At 66.9% G+C, this 19038-nt stretch carries 18 protein-coding genes; 9 read left to right on the forward strand and 9 right to left on the reverse strand.

Going from position 1 to position 19038, the window contains the following annotated elements:
* Positions 1–2: 2 nt before the first annotated feature.
* From xrtA to BM436_RS05370, 8 genes are read right to left on the reverse strand one after another with little or no spacing between them, the layout of a single operon-like run.
* Positions 3–1601: an exosortase A gene (xrtA, locus tag BM436_RS05335; RefSeq protein WP_093554272.1), complete on the reverse strand. Its 1599-nt coding sequence runs from the start codon at positions 1599–1601 to the stop codon at positions 3–5.
* Complete coding sequence (locus tag BM436_RS05340) at positions 1592–2791, reverse strand: TIGR03087 family PEP-CTERM/XrtA system glycosyltransferase (protein WP_229489091.1); 1200 nt, start codon at positions 2789–2791, stop codon at positions 1592–1594. Before BM436_RS05340 ends, xrtA begins: the two co-directional genes overlap by 10 nt.
* Before the next feature lie 15 nt (positions 2792–2806).
* Entirely contained in the window at positions 2807–3904 is a 1098-nt protein-coding gene (locus tag BM436_RS05345) for a FemAB family XrtA/PEP-CTERM system-associated protein (protein ID WP_093554276.1), read from the reverse strand.
* Positions 3901–4743, reverse strand: a complete 843-nt coding sequence (locus tag BM436_RS05350) for an XrtA system polysaccharide deacetylase (protein WP_093554278.1) — start codon at positions 4741–4743, stop codon at positions 3901–3903. The genes BM436_RS05345 and BM436_RS05350 overlap by 4 nt, the downstream gene beginning before the upstream one ends.
* A 23-nt stretch (positions 4744–4766) precedes the next feature.
* Positions 4767–5780 (reverse strand): XrtA/PEP-CTERM system-associated ATPase, encoded by a 1014-nt coding sequence (locus BM436_RS05355; RefSeq protein ID WP_093554280.1) that lies wholly within the window; start codon positions 5778–5780, stop codon positions 4767–4769.
* 10 nt (positions 5781–5790) lie between these two features.
* Positions 5791–7389, reverse strand: coding sequence for a TIGR03016 family PEP-CTERM system-associated outer membrane protein (locus BM436_RS05360; RefSeq protein WP_093554282.1), 1599 nt, complete (start codon positions 7387–7389; stop codon positions 5791–5793).
* Positions 7370–8326, reverse strand: a complete 957-nt coding sequence (locus tag BM436_RS05365) for an XrtA-associated tyrosine autokinase (protein WP_093554284.1) — start codon at positions 8324–8326, stop codon at positions 7370–7372. Before BM436_RS05365 ends, BM436_RS05360 begins: the two co-directional genes overlap by 20 nt.
* Positions 8327–8345: 19 nt before the next feature.
* Entirely contained in the window at positions 8346–9881 is a 1536-nt protein-coding gene (locus tag BM436_RS05370; protein ID WP_093554286.1) for an XrtA system polysaccharide chain length determinant, read from the reverse strand.
* Between the two features lie 309 nt (positions 9882–10190).
* Here BM436_RS05370 and BM436_RS05375 point away from each other — a divergent pair, with 309 nt between their 5' ends.
* From BM436_RS05375 to BM436_RS37500, 9 genes are all read left to right on the forward strand, one after another.
* Positions 10191–10958: a S1 family peptidase gene (locus tag BM436_RS05375; RefSeq protein ID WP_093554288.1), complete on the forward strand. Its 768-nt coding sequence runs from the start codon at positions 10191–10193 to the stop codon at positions 10956–10958.
* A 106-nt stretch (positions 10959–11064) separates the two neighbouring features.
* Positions 11065–11655, forward strand: a complete 591-nt coding sequence (locus BM436_RS05380) for an XrtA/PEP-CTERM system exopolysaccharide export protein (RefSeq protein WP_371859622.1) — start codon at positions 11065–11067, stop codon at positions 11653–11655.
* Positions 11656–11898: 243 nt separating this feature from the next.
* A complete protein-coding gene (locus BM436_RS35955) occupies positions 11899–12513 on the forward strand; it encodes a hypothetical protein (RefSeq protein WP_143132976.1) in 615 nt (204 codons plus the stop codon).
* Positions 12514–12528: 15 nt separating this feature from the next.
* Complete coding sequence (locus BM436_RS05385) at positions 12529–12795, forward strand: HPr-rel-A system PqqD family peptide chaperone (RefSeq protein WP_093554292.1); 267 nt, start codon at positions 12529–12531, stop codon at positions 12793–12795.
* Entirely contained in the window at positions 12789–13703 is a 915-nt protein-coding gene (locus BM436_RS05390) for an HprK-related kinase A (protein WP_093554294.1), read from the forward strand. Before BM436_RS05385 ends, BM436_RS05390 begins: the two co-directional genes overlap by 7 nt.
* Positions 13700–14818 (forward strand): nucleotidyltransferase domain-containing protein, encoded by a 1119-nt coding sequence (locus tag BM436_RS05395; RefSeq protein ID WP_093554296.1) that lies wholly within the window; start codon positions 13700–13702, stop codon positions 14816–14818. The genes BM436_RS05390 and BM436_RS05395 overlap by 4 nt, the downstream gene beginning before the upstream one ends.
* Before the next feature lie 52 nt (positions 14819–14870).
* Positions 14871–15770 (forward strand): lytic transglycosylase domain-containing protein, encoded by a 900-nt coding sequence (locus BM436_RS05400; protein WP_093554298.1) that lies wholly within the window; start codon positions 14871–14873, stop codon positions 15768–15770.
* Positions 15767–17380 carry an FAD-binding oxidoreductase gene (locus BM436_RS05405; protein WP_093554300.1) on the forward strand — a complete coding sequence of 538 codons (1614 nt, stop codon included), beginning with the start codon at positions 15767–15769 and terminating at the stop codon, positions 17378–17380. Before BM436_RS05400 ends, BM436_RS05405 begins: the two co-directional genes overlap by 4 nt.
* A gap of 182 nt (positions 17381–17562) precedes the next feature.
* On the forward strand, positions 17563–18324 hold the full coding sequence (locus tag BM436_RS37500; protein ID WP_229489103.1) for a PEP-CTERM sorting domain-containing protein: 762 nt from the start codon (positions 17563–17565) through the stop codon (positions 18322–18324).
* A gap of 95 nt (positions 18325–18419) precedes the next feature.
* Here BM436_RS37500 and BM436_RS05415 read toward each other — a convergent pair whose 3' ends face one another.
* Positions 18420–19034, reverse strand: coding sequence for an N-acyl amino acid synthase FeeM domain-containing protein (locus BM436_RS05415; protein ID WP_229489106.1), 615 nt, complete (start codon positions 19032–19034; stop codon positions 18420–18422).
* Between the last annotated feature and the right edge of the window lie 4 nt (positions 19035–19038).

Raw genomic sequence — 19038 nt, forward strand, 5'->3', positions numbered from 1 at the left:
CCTCACCGCGCGCGCGCCTGGTCGAGCGCGGCGTCCAGCGCCGGCAGCTGCGCCCGCAGGAAGGCGCGCAAGGTGGCGCGCGCCGCGTCCGGACTGTCGGTCAGCGGCGTGGCCAGCAGCACGGCGGCGCCGTCGTCGCCGCGCCCGGCCAGCTTGGACCAGGCCTGCCACAGCTTGCCCGTGTAGTTGTTGGTGGTGTCGTGCTCCCCGACCCGCATCCAGTGCCACACCAGCAGCTCGCCGTCCGGTCCCTTGACGCGCGCCTCGCGCACCGCGAAGGCGCCGCCGCCGGCCTGCTCGGCGCGCTGGCCGCTGGACACCACGTGGTAGCCGGCGTCGTCGTCGTTGCTGGTGAGGCGGTTGGTGGAGCTGATCAGCGATTTGCCGTTGCGCTGGTTGCGGTAGTACAGCAAGTGCACGGCCACCGGCGCGCCGTCCTGCAAGTGGGTCTGGCGCACGGTGGCGTCGGCCGCCATGTAGGCCGGCAGCCAGCGCGTGAACGGCGCGGCCGCGGGCGCGGCCAGCGCGGGCGCCAGCCGCGGCGGGTTCGGGTTGAAATTGACGCGGTCGTAGTACGCGGCCGCAGCCGGCCACAGGCCCGCCACGGCGACGACGGCCGCGGCCATCGCGGCCATCGCGCCGGCGCGCACGGGGAGCGCCGTCCGCGCCTCGGCCGCCGCCTGTTCGGCGCGCGCGCCGGCCGGCGGCTCGTCCTCGCGCCAGCGGCCGCCGACCCAGAACATCAGCAGCATCACGAGGCCGAAGAACAGCCAGCCGTAGATCAGGTGGTCGACGCCCACCGCCAGAGTCATGCCGCTGTGGTGGCCCAGCATGACGATCATGTAGGCGCGCAGGCCGTTGGCGATGATGGGCACCACCACCGACAGCGCGATGAAGGCCAGCCGGCGCCGCGTGCTGTAATAGGTCAGGTAGGCGTACAGGCAGCCCAGCGTGATGGACGACACCAGGTAGCGCAGGCCGCTGCAGGCCTCGACCACCGACCAGTTGCCGGACGGGATTTCAAACTGGTTGCCGCTGCGCAGCACCGGGATGCCGGTGGCCTGCAGCGCCCACACCGTGAAATCGGCGGTGAAGTTGATCAGCGCGTCCATGAACACCTCGCCGAAGGGCACGGCGAACAGCAGGAACAGCAGCGGGAAGGTCAGCGCGCGCGCCAGCGTCGCGCCGAACAGGGCCAGCGCCGCCAGCGGCAGCATGGCGACGAAGGCGTATTGCATGACCACCTGCACCTCGCCCATGCGCGCCAGCAGCCAGCCGGCGCCGGCCAGGGCCAGCAGCGCCAGCGCGGGCCAGCAGGGGCGCGGCGGATGCAGCGCGAACACGGCGCGGCGGCGCCACACCAGCCACAGGCTGATCGGCAGGATCACGTAGCCGTGGGTGAAGGTCTCGGAACTGTTCCAGATCGCCACCAGCGAGGCGGCGGTGCCGTGGTACAGCGCGCCCAGCGCCAGCAGCGCCAGCGCGGCGATGGCCAGCGCGCGCGCCACGGCGGGCGGCAGCGGCCGGACCGGGGGCGCGTGGTGTGGAACGGCTTGCGCCCCGTCGGCGGCCGGCGCGAGGCCGGGCGTGGTCAGTTGCATAGTTGCGCCTCGATGCTGGCCAGGTTGGTTTGCCAGCTGTAGCGGGCGAGCACGCGCGCGCGCGCGGCGGCGCCGATGGCGGGATCGCCCGCCCGCAGCTGGGAGATGACTGTGTCGGCGAAGGCCGCGGCGCCGTCGGCCAGCAGCAGTTCGCTGCCCGGCGCGGCGTCGATGCCCTCCAGCGCCTGCGGCGACACCACGCAGGCCTTGGCCATGGCCATCGCCTCCAGCACCTTGTTCTGGATGCCGCGCGCCACGCGCAGCGGCGCCACCGACAGCTCGGCGTGCGCCAGGTAGGGCCGCACGTCCGGCACGGTGCCGGTGACGATCACGCTGTCCGGCCGCGCCAGCGCCTGCACCGCCGCCGAGGGCCGCGCGCCGACGATGTAGAAGCGGACGCCCGGGCAGGCTTGTTGCACCCGGGGCAGCGCCTCGGCCGTGAACCACCGCGCCGCGTCCACGTTGGGCCAGTAGTCCATGGCGCCGGTGAACACGATGGCGCGCTCGCCGGCCGCGTACGGCGAGGCGTGCGCGTGTTCGGGCGAGAAGTAGGCGGTGTCGACGCCGTTGTTGAAGTAGCCGATGCGGGCCGCGCTTTCCGGCGCCAGGCCGGCGAACAGCGCCGCCTCGGGCGCCGACACGAACAGCGAGGCGGCGCTGCTGGCCGCCACGTGGCGCTCGTAGCGCAGCAGCTGTTTCGCCTCGTGGCGGTACAGCAGGCTGGCCGGCCACGGCTTGTTCTCGGCGTATTCGCGCCACTTCTCCGAGTCCACGTCGACGAAGTCCACCACGCGGTGCGCCCGCGGGTAGTCGTCGGCGTATTGCGCCATCGCGGACGAGAACACCAGGATGCGGCCGATGCCGTGCTCGCGCATGGCGGCGGCGACCCAGTCGCGCAGGCCGCCGTCGCGGTAGTAGTCCAGCGACAGCGAGCGGTTGGCCAGCAGCGCGCCCAGGCTGCGCACGCGCGCCAGCTTGGGGTTCAGCCTGGCGAAATGGCTGCTGGCGCACAGTTTTTCCACCAGCGGCACGTGCTGCCAGTCGTCGGCGTCGTCGACGAAGGTGGCCAGGTGCACGCGGTGGCTCCGCGCCAGGTGCTTGAGGATGTGGTAGGAGCGTATCTTGTCGCCCTTGTTGGGCGGATACGGGATGCGGTGCACCAGCAGCAGGATGTCTTCTTTATTGTCCAAGTTCGCGGCCATCGCTTATCCCAGGCTGCGCACGATGTAGGGACCGAGGAAGTTGGCCAGCGGCAGCGGCAGCTTTTTCCACATCTTGATGAACAGCTGGTACTTCGGGTTCAGCGGATTGTTGTCCGGCAGTTCCGTCGACGCGATCAGCTTGTACTCGTAGGCCAGCGGCGTGGGCGAGAAGCCCCAGTTCTTCTTGAAGTCGAAGGCGCCCGTGCCCAGCTTGCTGCGGCCGAAGTCGAACACGCGCGCGCCGCGCGCGGCGGCGAACTGCATCAGGTTCCAGTACATGAAGTCGTTGCCGGCGCACTCGCGCGCGGCCGGCAGCGAGCCGCCGTAGTACGGCAGCACCTCGTCGCGCCAGTAGAAGCTCATCACGCCGGCGATCAGCTCGTCTTCGCCCTCGGGCCCGCGCAGGATCACGCGGATCTCGCACTCGTCGCCGAACACCTCCTTGATGACGCTGAAGTATTTTTTCGGGAACACCGGCGTGCCCAGCCGGTGCACGCTGGTGGCGTAGGCGGTGAAGAAGCGCTCGACGTCCCGGTCGATCACGCCGCGCAGCTCGCACTTGATGCCCTTGCGCACCATCGCGCGCTGCTTGCGCGGGATGGCGTTCATGTTCTCCTCGTCGTCGGCGCTGATCTCCTTGCGGAACGTCACGTACAGCTCCTTCTGGTACCACGACGGGTCGCCGGCGTGGGCCGGCAGCAGGTTGCGGTATTCCAGGTGGCCCACGCCCAGCTCGCGCGCCAGCTTCTCGGCGGCCGCGTCCAGCAGCGGGCGGGCCGCGTCGTCGGTGGCGGCGACGCCGCCCAGCACGCAGAAGGGCAGCGAGCCCAGCGAGTGGCCGAACAGGCGGCTCTTGATCTCGGCCAGGCACAGCACGCCGACGATCTGGCCGTCGCGCTCGGCGTAGTAGAACCAGGTCTGGTGCCCGTACACGCGGGCGATGATGGTCTGCCAGCCGGCGCGGTGGAAGAAGGTCGCCTCGGGGCAGGCCGCCACGAAGGCGTCCCAGCGCGCCATGTCGGCCGGCTGCATCAGCTTGAGCGCCAGCGGCGCGGCGGCCGCGGCGGCCGGGGGGGCGTGTTCCGCCAGTCGAGTGTTCATGATTGCTTGAGGAAGATGTTGTCCATGCGGTCCCAGGCGAAGTCGCGCGTCAGGGCCTCGATGCGGCGCTCCATCCGGTCCAGGTTGACGTAGTGGCGGAAGCGCGTCTTCAGGTTGACGCCGTCCGGCCGCGGCTGGCCGGGATCGATTTCCCACGGGTGGAAATAGAAGATGGCGGACTGGCCGTCCCGCTGGTTGACCTGCCGCATCAGCCAGCGCGACAGCGCGTACGGGAACAGGCGGAAATAGCCGCCGCCGCCGGCCGGCAGGTTGCGCTGGCCCATGCGCACGGTGGTGATCGGCACCTCCAGCAGGCCGGCGTCGCCGTTCGGGCGCCAAGCGAAGCGGGGCGCGTCCGGCATGCCGTAATGGTCGTGCTTGACCGGGTAGATGCTGGAGCTGTAGCGGTAGCCGGCCTGGTGCAGCGCCTCCAGCGCCCACAGGTTGGCCGGGCCGATCGAGAAGCTGGGCGCGCGGTAGCCCAGCACGGCCTGGCCGCCCAGGTCCTCCAGGATCGCCTTGCTGCTGGAGATGTCCTCCATGAACTGGGCGCGGTCCTGGTCCGAGGCGCGCAGGTGGCCGTAGCCGTGGCTGGCCAGCTCGTGGCCGCCGGCGACGATGCGCTTGACCATGGCCGGGTAGCGCTCGGCGATCCAGCCCAGCGTGAAGAAGGTGGCGCGCACGCCGCCGGCCTCGAGGATGGCGAGGATGCGGTCGATATTGCGCTCGACGCGGCATTCGCGCGCGGGCCAGCTGTCGCGCTCGATGTACGGCGCGAAGGCGGAGACCTGGAAGTAGTCTTCCACGTCGATGGTCATGGCGTTGCGGATCGGGGTCATTGGTGGTTCCGTTGTGCGGCGCGTCAGTCGTTGTTGTCCGGCGCGGCGGCGTTGCTGGCCGGGCTGGCCACGATTTTCTTCAGGATGTTGAGCACCGACACGACCGATTTCTCCAGCCGCATCATGCGCTCGTCCATGCCGTCCGGGTAGGCGGCGGCGAGCGCGGCCAGCTCGGCCGCGTCCGACGCCGGCCGGGCCGCCGTCTCGGCCGCCTCCGGCGGCGGCTGGAACTCGGCCTGGATGTCGCGGATCACGTCGTCCACGTGGGTGTCGGTGAACTGGTGCAGCTCCTCCAGGAAGCCCATCAGCATCAGGCGGTCGCACAGGTGGTTGGTCATGCGCGGGATGCCGCCCGAGTACTCGTAGATGGCGGCGTGCGCGGCCGGCGTGAAGGCCGGGTCGTTGTTCCAGCCCACCGTGTGCAGGCGGTGCTCGATGTAGGCCTGGGTCTCCAGCGCGTCCATCGGCCCCAGGTGGTAGGTGGCGATCACCCGCTGGCGCAGCTGCTGCATGTCCGGGCTGTGCAGGGTGGCGCGGAATTCCGGCTGGCCCAGCAGGAAAGTCTGCAGCAGCGACTTGTCGTTGGTCTGGAAGTTCGACAGCATGCGCAATTCCTCGACCGTGCGCGGCGACAGGTTCTGCGCCTCGTCGACCACCAGCAGCGCGCGCTTGCCCTGGGCGTCGCAGCTGCGCAGGAAGGTCTCGAGCCGGTTCAGCAGCGCGCTCTTGGTGGTGTCCTCGGCCGGCAGGCCGAAGGCCGACACCACCATGCGCAGGGTGTCCTCGGCGTTCAGGTGGGTGTTGACCAGGTGGGCGGCGACGATCTTCTGCGCCTCCAGCGTGCCCAGCATGTTGCGCACCAGCGTGGTCTTGCCCGCGCCCACCTCGCCGGTGATGACGATGAAGCCCTCGCCCTGCGACAGGCCGTACTCGAGGTAGGCCATGGCGCGCTTGTGGCCCTTGCTGCCGTAGAAGAAATGGGGGTCTGGGCGCAGGCGGAACGGCTTGTCGCTGAGCCCGTAGTAGCTTTCGTACATCCGTGGCTTCCTAGAACTGTTTGTTGAGGGACGCCGACACGGCGTTCTCCGTGTAGGGGACGCGCGCCGAGGTGCTGCCTTCCACATGGCGCAGCTCGAACTGGCCGCGCAGTTTGGGCCGCAGCTCGCGCGTTAGATTCAACCGCAAGCTGCGGTTGATGTCGGTGCGCTCGACTGTCAAGGATTCGACGTGCATATAGTCAGCCGTAAAATTGATACCCGTACGCGACGACAATCGCCAATTCACGATTATGCTGGCGCCACTCTGGCGCGTGTTGTCGTTCAATGCGGAATTGGTGACGCCCAGCAAGCCACTGTCCACGACGGACGAGGATAGCCCGTCCCTGCGTGCGCTTTGCAACGACAGGATAGTGGAGGTGCGGGGTGTGTTGAACGCAGCCGAGGCCTGCAGCTGCTTTTGCAGCATATACCGGTTGCTGAAGTAATTGATGCTGTTGGCGAGAGACGGCGGCAGACCCGTGCTCAGTATATAGGCATCGACCGCTTGGCGCCGTGCTGCGGCGTCGGGAATCGCGGCGGCAAACAGCCGGTCCAGCATGGCGGCGGTGTCGATCGCCGACGGTAGCAGGAACTGCTGGCGCGTGGTGGTTACTGCGTCGTTGTAGCTGATAATCCAGACTGATGCACGGCTGCGATGCTGGGCATTCAGACTGTAGCTGTTACCGTAATAGCGTTTCCCCGCTGTTGCCTGTATGCTGGTGCGCGGGCTTGGCAGCCAGGTGACGCCAGCGGACCAGGACTTGCCTTGGGTAACACCACCTAGTGCATCGTAGTCATATTTGTCATAGCCCGCGCTGGCGGTCAGCGTCAGCGTGGGTGAGTACAGGTAGCGCAGCGACGTGTTAAGGTTGTCGGTTGTGTTGCTGGTTCCCTGGGGGCCGGGCGACGCCCCCCCCAAGCTGCGGGTTGATTGCGTGTCCAGCTGTTGGCGCTGATAGTTCAGCGCCCAGCCCAGTTGGCGAAACGCGGTGCCGCTGGTGGCATTGAGCATCACGTTATTGCTGTCGCTTCTGCCGAATCCCATGTTGTCCGTTTCCACGCGATCGCGCGTATAGCGGAGCTCCGCATTGGCTATGCTGCCGAAGCGATGCTTCAGGTAAGGCGCGATACGCAGCGTTTTGACTTCATTTGCGTTAGCGCTGGCGAAACTGGTGATGGTGTTACTCAGCAATGGGCCGAACGCGGAAGCCGAGTGCTGTTGGGTCGTGGCATCTGTGTCCAAGAACAGCAGGTCGTTGACCAGATTGGCATGTAAGTGCGCATTCAGTTGCTGGTCCGAATCCCGCGCACCGCCGACATTAGCGTCCTTGAACTTGTACAGATGTTTGTTGTAGCCAATCTTGGCCTGAACCCGTGGTCCGTCGGTCTCCAGCGTAAAACCCGGCGCAAAGGAGGTTACCCACTGGGCTTGAGCCAACTCCCTGGTCGATGCCGCGACGTTGTCGGTATAGCTTTCGCGGACTTCCAGTTGTGGCGTGAATTTCCAAGCGGCATGGCTGGCTGGCGCCAGGGGCAGCACGGCGACTGCCACCGCAGCGGCCAGCGGCCGCGCGGCGGGAAGGCGGGGTTTAACCGTAGTGGTAGTCATAGGTTTCCGTGCCGGGGAACTCACGGGTCTTGTTGTAGATCAGGTTGACGTTGGGGAGGCCCTCCAGCTGGGTCAGCGACTCCTTGACCGCGTGCTGGGTGGTGCGCTCGGCCTCGACCACCACCACGATCTGGCCCATGTGGCTGGCCAGCACGTGCGCCTCGCTGGTCAGCAGCAGCGGAGGCGAATCGAAGATGACGATGCGGTCCGGGTAGCGGTGCGCGATCTCGTGCACGAAGGAGGACATCGCCTGGCTGGCCAACAGTTCGGTGGCGCGCGGATTGCTGGTGCCGGCCGGCAGGATGCTCAGCGTGGGGACGTTGGTGCGCAGCATCACGTCCGACATGTCGAGCTTGTCGTCCAGCAGGATGTCCATCAGGCCGCGCTCGGCCGGCAGGCCCAGGGTGCGCAGCACCGACGGGCGCGCCACGTCGGCGTCCACCAGCAGCACCGTGTGGTCCAGCTCCATGGCGATGCTCATGGCCAGGTTGATCGAGCAGAAGGTCTTGCCCTCGCCCGGCAGGGAACTGGTCATCATGATCAGGTTGCCCGGCTTGTCGCCCGGCGGGCGCGGCGCGAAGGCGCGCTTGATCAGCGGGCGCTTGATGATGCGGAAGTCCTCGACCAGCATGGTGCGGCCGCCGGCGGCCGTGACCAGGCCGATCTCGTGCATGTGCTTGAGGTCCAGTTCCACCCGGCGCTGGCCGCCCGGGCGCGCCGCCGCAGGCGCGCCCGGCTCCCCTGCGGCCGGAACCTCCGGGGCCGCCGTGGCTTCCGGGACCGCGGGGGCCGGGGGGACCGCCGGCGCGGCGGCGGCGGCGGCCGGGGCGGCCGTGCCCACCACGGTCGGCGCGGCCTGCGCCTCGGTCGCGCCGGCCGGCACCGGCGCTTCGGTCTTGTGCTCTAGGCGGCTGGCCGCCCGTTCAATGATGCTCATCTCGTTCCCCGTGGAAGGACTAGGACTGTTTCAACAGCAGGATCGCCATCACGCCGCCATAGGCCGAGAACAGCAGCGCGACCGAGACGCTGAAGGCGTACAGGCGGCGGCGGCGGCGGATCTTCTGCTCGTCGGTCCAGTTCATGCTGATGGTGCCCAGGATGGGCAGGCCGGTGGCCGTGCGCAGCGCCGCCTGGCTGACGAAGGTGGGCCGGATCTGGCTCATCAGCAGCGCCACGCCCAGGCCGGCGAACAGCGCGCCGCCGAACACCAGCGACATCAGGCGCGGCCGGTGCGGGCCGGTCGGCTTGGTCGGCGCGGTGGGCGGATCGATCACGCGGAAGCTCATCATGTCGGTGGCCGAGGTCAGGTCGCCGGACAGGCGGGCCGCCTCGCGGCGCTCGACCAGCTTGGTGTAGTTGTCCTTGTTCACCTCGTAGTCGCGGTTCAGCTGCGCCAGTTGCGCCTCGACCTCGGGCGCGGCGTTGCTCTGGCTGCGCAGGTTGGCCAGGCGCGACGCGTACTCGTTGACGCGCGCCCTCAGCGACGCCACGCGCGCCTCCTCGACCGACAGCGCCACGTTCATCTGCTGCAGCATCGGGCTGTAGTTGGCGCCCGGATCGTTGGTGCGCACCCGTTTCTTGGCCTCTTCCTTCTTACGCGCCTGCAATTGCGCCAGCAGGCGCTTGTTCGACACGATGTCCGGGTGCTCCTCGGTGAACTGCATGCGCAGCTGGTCCAGGTTTTTATCGATGGCCGAGATACGGGCCTCCAGCTCGGGATTGCCCGAGTCCTGCTCGGCCGCGGTGGCCGTCACCGGCGCCGGCTCCTCGCCGGCGATCTGGCGCTTGAGCGCGTTGCGCGCCTGCTCGGCCTCGGTGTACTCCAGCCTGGCCTGGCTGAGCTTGTCGTTCAGGTCGCCGATCGCCGAGCCGTAGTCGCTGCCCTGGCGCGGCAGCAGGCCCATGTGCTTGATCTTGAATTCCTTCAGCGCGTTCTCGCCGGCCGCCAGTTTTTCCTCGTAGCTCTTGATCTGTTCGTCGATGAACTGCACCGCCTTGTCCGACTCCTGCTTCTTGCCGCCGAAACTGCCCTCGACGAAGATGGTCAGCAGCGACTGCACGATCTCCTTGCCCAGCTTGGGATTGGAGTTGCTGTAGGAAATGGTGTAGATGTCGTCGCGCTCGGTGCCGGTGATCTTGATCTCCTTGCTCAGCTCGTCGACCATCTGCTCGTGCTCCTGCACGCTCTTGTTCTTGATGTCGAGGTCGACCATGCGCATCACGCGCTCGACGTTGGGGCGGCTGATCAGCGTGCGGCGCATGAACTGCACCTGCTGCTCGACGTTGGGCACGGTGGTCATGCCGGCCAGCAGCGGTTTCAGGATACTCTGGGTGTCGACGAACACGCGCGCCGAGGCCTGGTAGGAATCGGGCAACTGGTAAACCACGCCCCAGCCGATCACGGCCACGGTCCAAGTGATGGCCACGGCATACCAGCGGTACTTGCCGATCGCCTTCAAGAAGGTCAGGAGTAGGGCCTGCAATTCTGCCATATCGTCAATCTCGCCTAAAGTATGTGCGACGCCGGCAAGCCGCCGCGGGGCTTGCCGCCCGTCTCGCGTACTTGCTTAAATTACATCAAAATCTTCTCTATGATACAGGAGAATTCGTTGCTTGTTGCTATTAAATGCTGCGGTGCCATGGGCGGATGTCGCATGCCGAAGACACCGTGGTTTGTTTGACAGTTTGAAATAGATATTCCCCGTGAACAAGCGGCGGGGCCTTGATTCTGACAGGAAAAGGCGGCGCGCGGGGACAACTCTGGTATCGTGTGGCGCAAACGTTTTTCCAGACCCGAACCCATGCCACGTCGCCTGTTTTTGCTGTCGCTTTGCCTGGCCGCCGCCGCGCGCGTCGCCGCCGCCGACCTGTCGGCCACCATCGCCGCCGTCAAGCCCTCCGTGGTGGGCGTCGGCACCTTCCAGCGCACGCGCAGTCCCGGCACCGTGTTCACGGGCACCGGCTGGGTGGTGGGCGACGGCCTGAGCGTCATCACCAACGCGCACGTGGTGCCGGAGAAACTGGACGCGGAACAGAAGGAGGCCCTGGGCGTGGTCGTCGCCGGCGCCGGCACGGCCTTCAGTTTCCGCCCCGCGACCCTGGCCGGCCTGGACCGGGAGCACGACTTGGCGCATCTGCGCCTGAGCGGGGAGCCGCTGCCGGCGCTCAGGCTGGGCGATTCGGACACGCTGCGGGAAGGGCGCGACCTGGCGTTCACCGGTTTTCCGCTGGGCATGGTGTTGGGCCTGCACCACGTCACGCACCGCGCCATGCTGTCGGCCATCACCCCCGTCATCATCCCGTCCTATTCGGCGCGCCAGCTCGACGCGCGCGCCGTGGCCCAGCTGCAGCGCGCCCCGTTCGAGATCCTGCAGCTCGACGGCACGGCCTATCCCGGCAACAGCGGCAGTCCCGTCTACGACCCGGCCGACGGCACCGTGTACGGCGTGATCAACATGGTGTTCGTCAAGGGCCTGAAGGAGGCGGCGATCAGCCACCCCAGCGGCATCACCTACGCGATCCCGGCGCGCCACGTGCGTGCACTGTTGCAAAGAGCTTCCACCCAGTAACTTATTCCTGATAGCATGGCGTAATGCTAATCTTGCTGAAGCCTTGCTTAAAAACCCCGCAAAGAGGAAACGCGTGAACACACTCAAACTGCACTGGACCAAATGGCTGGCATGTGGCGCGCTGGCGCTGTTCGCGCTGGCGCTGGGCGGCTGCGCCACCCCGCCCGCGCTGCCGCAGACCGCGGCGCCCGCCACGGATTACCTGATCGGCGCCGGCGACACCGTCAACATCGTCGTGTGGCGCAATCCGGAGGTGTCGCAAGCGGTGCCGGTGCGGCCCGACGGCAAGATCACCACGCCGCTGGTGGAGGACCTGCAGGCCAGCGGCAAGACCTCGACCGAACTGGCGCGCGACATCGAAAAGGCGCTGGCCAAGTTCATCCAGCAGCCGGTGGTGACGGTGATCGTCACCGGTTTCACCGGCACCTACGGCGAGCAGATCCGCGTGATCGGCCAGGCCGCCAAGCCGCAGGCGCTGGCCTACCGGGTCGACATGTCGCTGATGGACGTGCTGATCGCGGTCGGCGGCGTCACCGAGTTCGCCGCCGGCAACCGCGCCAGCATCATCCGCCATGTGGATGGCAAGCAACAAAAATTCAATGTGCGCCTGAACGACCTGATCAAGGACGGCGACATCTCGGCCAACGTGCCGATGCGTCCGGGCGACGTGCTGGTGATACCGGAAAGTTTCTTTTAGTGAGATGGCACTCCTGAATGTGAAAGGGGGGGGGGGCGATCCGTCGCAGGTCTTCGCTGTCGGGAATTTTTACAGCTTTTGCGTTAAACTCAGCACGGCAGCACGAAGCGAGTATTTAAGCTGGGCTAAGTCCTTGATATTTATCAATGCAGCCCGCTCTTGTCGCTTGTGGAATGAATATTGCTTAATTCCAAGAGACATGATTTAAGGGCCGCACAGCTGCCCACTATTGAGGATATACACGTGGCTAACCAAGAACAGCAACACGGGGCTTCCGGCACCCCGCATGATACCGCGCAACCGCCGGTGTTTGCCGGTGCCGCGCGCCGCCGTTTCGCGAAAGGCGGCGCGGCGGCCGTGGGTGCTGCGTTGACCCTGAAGAGCACGCCGGGCATGGCCACCGGCTTTTTGCCCTGCCTGTCGCCGTCCGGCGCCGTGTCCGGTAACATCAGCCGTGCGGTGACTTGCACCACTTCGGGTTACTCGCCCGGCTATTACCGGAACAGACCCTCTCGCTGGCCGAGTCAGACCGCCTCCTCCAAATGTGCGCCAACCACCATGTTCTCCGCTGTCTTCCTATGCGGCGGCCAGTTTTCCCAGTTCACACTGAACACACTTTGCAGCCCGCAGTCTTGCGACACCAATAATGTGGCGAGGCATTGTGTAGCGGCCTACCTGAATGCAAAGCGGGGATTAACTCCATATTTGCCCGCCAGCAAAGTTGTAGAGATCTGGAATGAGTACTGGCTGAATGGTGGTCCCGGTCGGGGCTATTATATGCCGGTCAAGGGCGGCACCACCCGCTGGAATGGCGCTAAGATCGTCGAGTATTTGCTAAGCACGTTCCATCAATCGTAACGATGCCGATCACGTATGTGGCAACTGATGCCTGGCCAGTCCCTGCGTTATCACACCTGGGATAACGAAGTATATGTGCTGTACAACGACATGTCGGGCGACACCCACATGTTGGACGCAGCCGCGATCGAGGTGCTGACCGCGTTGGCCAGCGGCCCTCGCGATGCGACGCAGTTGGCCCAGTCGCTACAACTTGATGCCGGTCTCGACAGCGCACGGCAACTGGCGGAGCTGCTCAGTGAGTTGCTGCGCTTGGCATTGATCCATACCACTGCATGCTGACGATCGAAACGCTGACGCGCGCCGAGCTAGGCGCCGGTATGGCTGCGGACGGGATTGTGCTGCAGACGGGCGTTTTCGCGGTGCAACTGCAAAGCGCCATCCCTAGCGTCGTGAACGGCATTCACCAACTGTACGGTAATTACCCCCTTCTGCCATCCCATGCCTTCGCTGATTTTCACTTACGTTTGGTGCAATCGGGAGGATTACGGCGCTGGCTGCGGCCGCAGGTCGATCTGTTGTACGACGGTGTCACAGTCTTCAAGCCGTTGCCGCTGGCGCAAGCCTTTCCCATGTTCGAATGGGGCTTGAACTGGTGCGTGGCGAACCGGGCGCATAGCTACCTGATTGTCCATGCCGCCGTGCTGGAGCGCGATGGCCGTGCCGTCATCCTACCTGCGCCGCCCGGCTCAGGCAAGAGCACCCTGTGCGCGGCGCTGGCGCATCGGGGCTGGCGCTTGTTATCGGACGAGCTGACCTTGATACGGCTCGCCGACGGCTTGGTGCAGCCGCTGCCTCGCCCGGTGAGCCTGAAGAACGCGTCGATCGACATCATGCGCGCCTACCTTGGGAAGGCGGAACTGAGCCCGCCGGTGGCCGGTACCGGCAAGGGCACGGTGGCGCACTTGCTGGCGCCGCCAGCCAGCGTTGCACGCGGCGCCGAGTGCGCCCGTCCCGGGTGGGTCGTGTTCCCGCGCTACCAGGCTGGCGCCTCTTCGACGTTAGAGGCGTTGACCAAAGGGCAGGCGTTCATGCAGGTGGCAAGTAATTCCTTCAATTATAGTGTGCTGGGGGCGCGCGGCTTCGACGCGCTGGCCGGGGTGATCGGTGCGGCCGATTGCTACCGCTACACCTACAGCATGCTGGACGAGGCGGTCGCGGCCTTCGACCAACTGGCGGCGCGGTCATGAGCGGGGCGCCGCTCGCCGTGCTGGCCTTCCGCAACCCCGGCCGCTTGGCCGGACTCGGCATGCCGGAGTGGGACCTGTTGCTGCGCCAGAGCGCGGCCGCCAACTTGCAGGCCCGCTTGTATTACCTGCTGGAGCAGCGCGGCGACTTGGCGCGTATCCCGCCTCAGGCGCGCGAACACTTGCTGTGGTCGCGCGCCTTGGCCGAGCGCCACCGCCAAGCGGTGCACTGGGAAGTGGCGACGATACGCCGCGCACTGGTAGACATCGAAGCGCCGCTGATCCTGCTGAAGGGGGCGGCGTACGCCTTGGCCGGCCTGCCACCCGCAGCAGGCCGCCTGTTTTCGGACATCGACATCTTGCTGCCGCGCGAGTGCCTGGGCGAGGCCGAGGCGGCGCTGATGCTGAACGGCTGGGCCTCCAGCCACCAGGACGCCTACGACCAGCGTTATTACCGGGAGTGGATGCACGAGCTGCCGCCGATGGAGCATATCCAGCGCCAGACCACGATCGACGTCCACCACGCGATCCTGCCGCGCACGGCCCCGGTTCATCCTGACCCGGAGCGGCTGCGCGCCGCCGCGCGCGCCATCCCCGGCCTGCCGGACGTGTGGGTGCTGGCGCCGGCGGACATGGTGCTGCACAGCGCCACCCATCTGTTCTTCGACGGCGAGTTCGACAACGGCCTGCGCGACCTGGTGGACATCGACGGCCTGCTCCGCCATTTCGGCGGCCAGCCCGGCTTCTGGCCCGAGCTGGCCGCGCGCGCGCGCGCGCTGCAGCTGACGCGGCCCCTGTTCTACGCCCTGCGCTACACGGCGCTGCTGCTGCACACGCCGCTGCCGCTCGAGGTGGACGAGGCGCGCGCGGGCGGTGCCCCGGGCCCGGCGCTGCTGCGCCTGATGGATGCGCTGTTCAGCCGGGCGCTGCTGCCCAAGCACGCCAGCTGCGACGACCGCTGGACCGGCACCGCCCGCTTCCTGCTGTACCTGAGAGCCAACTGGCTGCGCATGCCGCCGCTGCTGCTGGCGCGCCATTTGTTTCACAAGGCCTTCCTGTCGCCCAGGGACAAGAAGGAGGCCACGCCCGTGCCGGAGCCGGACGACGGGCAGAATTGATAAAAATTCCGTGCGTAAATTGCTACAATGGTTGGGCGGGAGGGGCGATGCCATGCGACGAGCCAGCGGTTTACCGGTCACCTTGCTGTGCGCCGCCGCCGCGGGTGTCGTCTGCGCCTTGGCCGCCTCGGCGGCGCCCGGCGCCGGCCCGCCGGACGCCGCCGCGCTCACCGCCGAGGCCGCCCGTCTGGAGCACGGCGAGGGCGTGCCGCGCGACCCGGCCGCCGCCCGCGTGCTGTATTGCCAGGCCGCCCGCGCCGGCCACGCGCCGGCCCAGCACGCGCTGGGCTGGATGCTGGCCAACGGCCGCGGCGGCGCGCGCGACGACGGCGCCGCCAGCCTGCTGTTCGCGCTGGCCGCCGCCCAGGGCCACGCCCAGGCGCAGGCCATGTTGCGGCTGACCCCGCCCGACCCGGCGGCGCCGCTGCCGGCCTGCATGCTGCCGGACCTGCCGTCCACCGCGCCCGCGCCGGAGGCCCTGCTGCGCTACCGGGACGGCCCGGGGCAGCGGGTGGGCCTGCTGGTCGACCGGCTGGCGCCGCAGTTCAACATCGACCCCGAGCTGGCGATGGCCATCATCGCGGTCGAGTCGGCCTACAACGCCCGCGCGCTGTCGCCCAAAAACGCGCAGGGCCTGATGCAGCTGATCCCGGAGACGGCGCAGCGCTTCAGCGTGCGCGACGCCTTCGACGCAGAACAGAACATCCGCGGCGGCCTGGCCTACCTGCGCTGGCTGCTGGCCTATTTCAAGGGCGATGTGTGGCTGGTGGCGGCCGCCTACAACGCCGGCGAACAGGCGGTCGAGCGCCACGGCGGCGTGCCGCCCTACGCGGAGACGCGCGACTACGTGAAGAAGATCGCCAAGCTGTACAAGAAAACCACCCATCCCTACCAACGCGATCTGCTGCCGGCGACGTCGCAGATCCCCCACCTGGAAAAACCGCGACAATGACCCCGTCCCCACTTGAACTGGCCATCAGCGAATGGCGCGCCGTGCCCGGCGTCGCCGAGATCCTCGACGGCGAACAGGCCCAGCTGGCCTACGGCTTCGACACCAGCGGCTGCGCGCGCGCGATTCCCGCCGCGCTGCGCATCGCCGGCAACGACAAGGACGACGACTGCGTGTCCGCCGTGATGCGCATCGCCCAGCGCCATGGCGTGGCGGTGCACCCGATCAGCACGGGGCGCAACTGGGGCTACGGCACCTCCTTGCCTTCCGGCAAGGCCAGCGTCGTCCTCGACCTGTCCGGCCTGCGCGAGTTCACGCTGGACGAGGAACTGGGCGTGGTGACCTTGCAGCCGGGCGTGACGCAGGGCATGCTGGCCGACTTCCTCGACAGCAAGAACCTGCCCTTCCTGGTGCCGGTCACCGGCGCCGGCCCCAGTTGCAGCCTGCTGAGCAACGCGCTGGAGCGCGGCTACGGCGTCACGCCGCACACCGACCACTTCGCCGCCGTCACCGACCTGGACGCGGTGCTGGCCGACGGCAGCTTGTACCGCACCACGCTGCGCGAGGCCGGCACCGAGGAACTGGCGCGGCTGTTCAAATGGGGGCTGGGGCCCCACTCGGCGCCGCTGTTCACGCAAAGCGGCTTCGGCATCGTCACCCGCATGAGCATCGTGCTGGCGCGGCGCCCCGCGTGCATCAAGGTCTGCCTGTTCAACCTGAAGGACGACGCGCTGCTGGAAACGGCGGTCGAGCGCGTGCGCGACATCCTGCGCCTGCTGCCCGGCACCGTGGGCGGCATCAACCTGATGAACCGCCACCGCGTGCTGGCGATGAACGCGCCCTATCCGGACGGACCGCCGGACCAGCACGGCCAGATCCCGGCCGAGGTGATCGAGAAAATGGGCGGCCAGTACCAGATCGCGCCGTGGACCGGTTTCTGCACCCTGTACGGCAGCAAGGGCATGGTGGCGGCCGCGCAAAAGGAAATCCGGCGCGCGCTGAACGGCGTCGGCACCCGCATGCTGTTCCTCAGTCCGGGCAACGCGCGCACCCTGGCGCAATTGGCGCGCTGGCTGCCGGGCGGCCTGGGCGAGCGCCTGGGCAGCACCGCCGCCACGCTGGCCAAGTCGCTGGACCTGGTGGCGGGGCGGCCCAACGAGACCGCGCTGCCGCTGGCCTACTGGCGCAACCCGGGGCCGCAGCCGCTGGACGGCCGCGATCCCGGCCGCGACGGCTGCGGCCTGATGTGGTACGCGCCGCTGGTGCCGATGCGCCCGTCCTACGCGCGCGCCTACGTCAACATGGTGACGCGGGTGGCGCGCAAGCACGGCATGGAACCGCTGCTGACCTTCACCTCCGTCAACGAGCGCCTGTTCGACAGCACCGTGCCGTTGCTGTTCGACCGCGCCCGGCCGGATGCGGTGGCGCGCGCCAAGGCCTGTTACGCGGAGTTGCTGGAGGAGGGCAGGGCCATCGGCGTGTTCCCCTACCGCGTGGGCGTGGACACGATGGCGCGCATCGTCGGCGCGCAGAAGCACTCGCACGCCTTCCACGAACGGCTGCGCGTGGCGCTCGATCCGCACGACCTGCTGGCCCCGGGACGCTACCGCTAGGCAATGTCTTGTCGAAAAACTTTACAGTGCCCCGCCGCCGGTCCGGATGTCTACTTTCTATCAATTGGGAAGTTTGATACAAATCAAGGACTTGGCGGCGGGTGGCGATCGCTGGCACGGTACATGCTTTATGTTCGGTGTGGGGAAGCAAACCAAACACCGAACTAACAAGGAGAAATTCCATGAAATTGATTAAAAAACTGATGCTGGGCGCCGTGGCCGCTCTGTCGATGACCGCAGCCCAGGCCGCCACTATCAACATGGGCGGCGTATTCTGGGATCCGGACGTCAATGACTTCAAAGCGGCGTCGCTGGCCATCCGTCAGACCATCCTTCAGCCATCGGGCGAACTGACCGGCTGGGGCTATATCAATCAGCTGAATAACAAAGGGCCGAGCGTTTTCTGCCCAGCCTGCGAACTGACTTTCCAGTTCAGCGGATTCATGCCGGTAACGTCGGGCTTCCTGCCGACCACTGCTGGCACTGCCATTGGTTACACTGGTGGTACCATTAATGTGTACGTGCATACCCTACCCACTTCGATTGACATCTTTGATCCGGCGACCATGACCAGCGCCAACACCGGCGCAGGGTCGGGCACCAGCCTGTGGCTGCAATTGAAAGGTCACAACTTCGGTGGCACAACCTTCTCGGGCGACATTGTTACCGACAATATGGGTAATGTTACTCTGCTGAAGGGTGGTGGCCAGTTGGACGCAAGTGGCGGTATGGCGAAAAACCAGTTTGATACCAATACCAAATCCGACTTCTCCGATATGGTGTTCAGCGTAAGCTTCACGGACATGGTTGTTCCCAACAATCCTCTGGATGCGTTTGGCACGGGTAACTTCAACGGCGACACCAAAGTGCCTGAACCAGGTTCGCTGGGTCTGATCGGCCTGGGCCTGCTGGGCGCCGCGATGGTACGCCGCCGCAAAGCTTGAGTCACTCCGCGGCGCCCCGCAGGGCGCGCGCAATAAAAAAGAGACCTCCGGGTCTCTTTTTTTCGCCTTCCGCGCCGATCGGCGCCCATTCTCGTTTATTCGATGGCGATCAGGCGCTGCATGATGCCGTTAGCCTCGTGCGGCGAGAAGAAATACGGGTAAAGCGAGCGTTCCTGGTTGCCGTGCGCGGCGGTGCCGGCCAGGCGGTCGATGCGGCGGGCGATCTGGTCCAGGCTGGTCCACAGCAGGTAGCTGGGCGCGTGCACGCGCGGGTTGTCGCGCACCCCGGCCAGCTGCTCGAAGCCCAGCATGGTCTCGTAGTAGCGCCGGTGGCGGGGATTGACCTCGATGAACACGTCGGTGCAGCGGTGCAGGTGGCGCGCGTACATGAACAGCACATGGAACAGCGCCGCCAGCGTTTTCTTGGAGTTGCCGCTGCTGCCCATGGCCAGCTTGGTGATCTCGCAGACGTTGCCGCCCCGCATGCGGAACACGTCCACCACGTCCTGGTAGACGTCGTCGGCCAGCAACCCGGACGGGCCGTCCAGGCCCAGGGTCACGGTGCCCACCGTATCGCCGTGGTCGGACGCCGACAGCGTGATGCGCTGCGGGTGGTCATCGACGCGATGGTTGCCCCGGTAGCCGCGCCAGGTGTACATGCGATTGATCAGCACGCTAGCCGATTGGCGCCCCTCCTCGGTGTCTGCCAAGCGG

The sequence above is a fragment of the Pseudoduganella namucuonensis genome, from assembly GCF_900116645.1.
Classification (GTDB): domain Bacteria; phylum Pseudomonadota; class Gammaproteobacteria; order Burkholderiales; family Burkholderiaceae_D; genus Rugamonas; species Rugamonas namucuonensis.

Coding starts and splice junctions, on each gene's coding strand:
- xrtA (WP_093554272.1), bottom strand. CDS start 1,601: ATGCAACTGACCACGCCCGGCCTCGCGCCGGCCGCCGACGGGGCGCAA.
- BM436_RS05345 (WP_093554276.1), bottom strand. CDS start 3,904: ATGAACACTCGACTGGCGGAACACGCCCCCCCGGCCGCCGCGGCCGCC.
- BM436_RS05350 (WP_093554278.1), bottom strand. CDS start 4,743: ATGACCCCGATCCGCAACGCCATGACCATCGACGTGGAAGACTACTTC.
- BM436_RS05355 (WP_093554280.1), bottom strand. CDS start 5,780: ATGTACGAAAGCTACTACGGGCTCAGCGACAAGCCGTTCCGCCTGCGC.
- BM436_RS05360 (WP_093554282.1), bottom strand. CDS start 7,389: ATGACTACCACTACGGTTAAACCCCGCCTTCCCGCCGCGCGGCCGCTG.
- BM436_RS05365 (WP_093554284.1), bottom strand. CDS start 8,326: ATGAGCATCATTGAACGGGCGGCCAGCCGCCTAGAGCACAAGACCGAA.
- BM436_RS05370 (WP_093554286.1), bottom strand. CDS start 9,881: ATGGCAGAATTGCAGGCCCTACTCCTGACCTTCTTGAAGGCGATCGGC.
- BM436_RS05375 (WP_093554288.1), top strand. CDS start 10,191: ATGCCACGTCGCCTGTTTTTGCTGTCGCTTTGCCTGGCCGCCGCCGCG.
- BM436_RS05385 (WP_093554292.1), top strand. CDS start 12,529: ATGTGGCAACTGATGCCTGGCCAGTCCCTGCGTTATCACACCTGGGAT.
- BM436_RS05390 (WP_093554294.1), top strand. CDS start 12,789: ATGCTGACGATCGAAACGCTGACGCGCGCCGAGCTAGGCGCCGGTATG.
- BM436_RS05395 (WP_093554296.1), top strand. CDS start 13,700: ATGAGCGGGGCGCCGCTCGCCGTGCTGGCCTTCCGCAACCCCGGCCGC.
- BM436_RS05400 (WP_093554298.1), top strand. CDS start 14,871: ATGCGACGAGCCAGCGGTTTACCGGTCACCTTGCTGTGCGCCGCCGCC.
- BM436_RS05405 (WP_093554300.1), top strand. CDS start 15,767: ATGACCCCGTCCCCACTTGAACTGGCCATCAGCGAATGGCGCGCCGTG.
- BM436_RS37500 (WP_229489103.1), top strand. CDS start 17,563: ATGAAATTGATTAAAAAACTGATGCTGGGCGCCGTGGCCGCTCTGTCG.